Origin of the sequence: Streptomyces sp. NPDC059668 (genome assembly GCF_042734135.1) — a bacterium.
Taxonomy (GTDB): domain Bacteria; phylum Actinomycetota; class Actinomycetes; order Streptomycetales; family Streptomycetaceae; genus Streptomyces.
Window position 1 is genome coordinate 1 of record NZ_JBHWEL010000151.1, and the last position, 3095, is coordinate 3095.

The window sequence follows — 3095 nt, forward strand, 5'->3', positions numbered from 1 at the left end:
GACAACCCACGCGCCCCCCGCCCCGCCCGCGGGGGTGGGGGTGGCGCCGCGCGCCGCCCCCCGGGGGCTCGGGATCGCCCTGGGGGGGGTGGGCTTCCTCGAGCTGCCTGTGGTTCCGGGTGCCCCGGCCGGGGCGGAACATGCACAGGACTTCGGCGGCGTACCGAAATGGCTGGGCCGCTGCACGCGTCGCCGGCCCGCATGCGGTCCGAAGTGGTGTGCGGCGGCTGTCGGCCCGGACGCGGCCGGGACCGTGAACCTTGGACCGGCCGGCGGTCCGGGTACGGGTGTGGTCCGTACCCGGACCGGCGGGCCCGTGCGGACGGGTCCGCTGCGGTCAGCGGGCCGGTGTCCCGAGGCTCACCGCACCGGCGTCCCGTGGGAAGCCGTACTCGGCGCCGGGGCGTAGCCCGCGGGCCGGGTGGTGAAGACTCCGCGGCCCCGGGTCCGGCTGCGCAACCGGGTCGCGTAGCCGAACAGTTCGGCCAGCGGCACGACCGCGCTGATCACCACGGCGCCCGCACGCGTGACGGAGCCCGAGACCTGTCCACGGCGTGCCGCGAGGTCGCCGAGCACCCCGCCCACGGCGTCGTCGGGCACGGTGACCGTGAGCTCGGCCACCGGTTCCAGCAACACCATCGCGCAGGCCCGCAACGCCTCCCGCAGCGCGAGCCGGCCGGCCGTGCGGAACGCCATCTCCGAGGAGTCCTTCGGATGGGTCGCCCCGTCGGTCAGGACGACCCGCACCCCGGTCACCGGGTTGCCGCCGAGCGGACCCTCGGCCAGTGCGTCCCGGCATCCGGCCTCCACGGCACGGACGTACTCCTGCGGTACCCGCCCGCCGACCACGGCCGAGCGGAACCCGAACCGTGTCGTGCCGTCGTCGGAGACGTCACCCAGGGCTCCCGTGGCGGCCTCCAGCGGCTCCACGTCGATGACGACATGGGCGAACTGGCCCGCGCCGCCGTCCTGTTTGACGTGCCGGTGAACCAGTCCGGACACCCCGCGGACCACGGTCTCCCGGTAGGCCACCCTCGGCCTGCCGACCTGGACGTCCAGCCCGTGCGCGCGCCGGATCTTCTCCACCGCCACCTCCAGATGCAGCTCCCCCATGCCCGACAGCACCGTCTGACCGGTCTCGGGGTCGGTGCGGACGACCAGCGAGGGATCCTCCTCGGCCAGTCGCGCCAGAGCCGACACCAGGCGGTCCGCGTCGGTGTCCCCGCCGGCCTCGACCGCCACGGAGACGACCGGCTCGGCGACGGCCGGCGGTTCGAGCACCAAGGGGGACCCGGGTGCGGACAGCGTCGACCCGGCGCGGGCCGACTTCAACCCGACGACCGCGACGATGTCACCGGCCACCGCCCGTTCCAGCGGGGCGTGACGGTCGGCCTGCACCCGCAGGATCCGGCCGATCCGCTCGACGCGCCGCGTGCCCGACTCCCATACCGTCTCTCCCTTCCCGATCGTTCCCGAATAGACGCGCAGGTACGTCAGCCGCCCCGTGGCGGTGGCGTTCACCTTGAACACCAGTGCCGCGAACGGCGCCTGTGGGTCCGCGGGCCGTTCCTGTTCCACGCCGCCCCGGGTGCCGCGTACGGCGGGCACGTCCAGCGGTGAGGGCAGATAGGCCACGACCGCGTCCAGCAGCGGTTCGATGCCGCGATTGCGGTAGGCCGAGCCGCACAGCACCACGACGCCCTCACCGGAACGGGTCAGGTCGCGCAACGCGGCGACCAGCGTCGGCGCGGAGACCCTCCCCTCGGCGCAGAACTCCTCCAGTGCGGCGGGGTGGAGTTCCGCCACCGCTTCCTCCAGAAGCCGTCGACGGCGTTCCGCCTCCGCGCGCAGCGGCTCCGGCACCGGGCCCTCCTCGGCCGTGTCGCGGTCGTCGGACCAGACCAGGGAGCGCATGCGCGGCAGGTCCACCACGCCGGTGAAGCCGGACTCCGTACCGATCGGCAACTGGACGACGAGCGGGGCCGGATGCAGCCGCTCCCGGATCGACCCGACGGCCGCGTCGAGGTCGGCACCGGCACGGTCCAGCTTGTTGACGAAGGCGATCCTGGGCACGCCGTACCGGTCGGCCTGCCGCCACACCGACTCGCTCTGCGGCTCCACCCCGGCGACGGCGTCGAACACCGCGACGGCCCCGTCGAGGACCCGCAGCGAACGCGCGACCTCGTCGGAGAAGTCGACGTGACCCGGGGTGTCGATCAGATTGATGCGGTGGCCGTCCCAGGCACAACTGACCGCCGCGGCGAAGATGGTGATGCCACGATCACGCTCCTGCGGGTCGAAGTCGGTGACGGTCGTGCCGTCGTGGACCTCACCGCGCTTGTGCGTGGTCCCGGTGGCGTACAGGATCCGCTCGGTGAGGGTGGTCTTGCCGGCGTCGACGTGGGCGAGGATGCCCAGGTTGCGGACGGCGGTCGGTCGATTCTCGGGATGACGGTGCAGGTCGGTGCGCACGGTCACGGCCTTTCGGGACGATCCGGAACGGAACGGCGCGATTGCCGGACGAATCGGCCCTGGTCGGGCCGGTCGAGGACCTCTGGCAGAGGGGAGCCACGGCACCACGCCGCAGGGCGTACGGAGCCGGCCGGCCCGGCAACGGGCGGGCGGAGGTCAGGAGTTCGTCGCGGACGACCGGTGCGGGCCGCGCGGCCGGCACCGGTTCCACGAGGACACGAGGATCACCTCGTACCGCGAAGGGGGAACGACGAAGGCGATGCGGTGACGCACGGCTCGGCTCCCCTCGGTTCGTGACGGCGCGCGCCGCGATGTCCCGCGGAGCCGTCGGCCGGGTCGGCGGTGACGCCGTCGGCCGTGCTCGCGGCTCCGCTTCCGGCGCGCGATGTGTGGCGAGTGTAGGCAACCCGGAGGGGGCGGGGCACCGGGTTTTCGGCCGCCGCCCGAACCCCCGTCACCTCACTGGGCACTTCGCACGGTTCACATCTCACGAGCTCCGAGCTCCGAGCTCCGAGCCGCGGGGGGGGCCCCGCGCGCGGGGGCGCGCCGCCGGGGGCGGGCCGCCGGGGGGGCGGGGGGGGGCCGGACCCGCCGCGCCCGGGCGGGCGGGGACAAAACACGCA

At 74.4% G+C, this 3095-nt stretch carries 1 protein-coding gene; it reads right to left on the minus strand.

The genetic code is table 11. The features are described from left to right. Positions 1 to 360: 360 nt before the first annotated feature. Positions 361 to 2472 carry an elongation factor G gene (gene fusA, locus ACFV2J_RS42460; protein ID WP_385443837.1) on the minus strand — a complete coding sequence of 704 codons (2112 nt, stop codon included), beginning with the start codon at positions 2470 to 2472 and terminating at the stop codon, positions 361 to 363. Between the last annotated feature and the right edge of the window lie 623 nt (positions 2473 to 3095).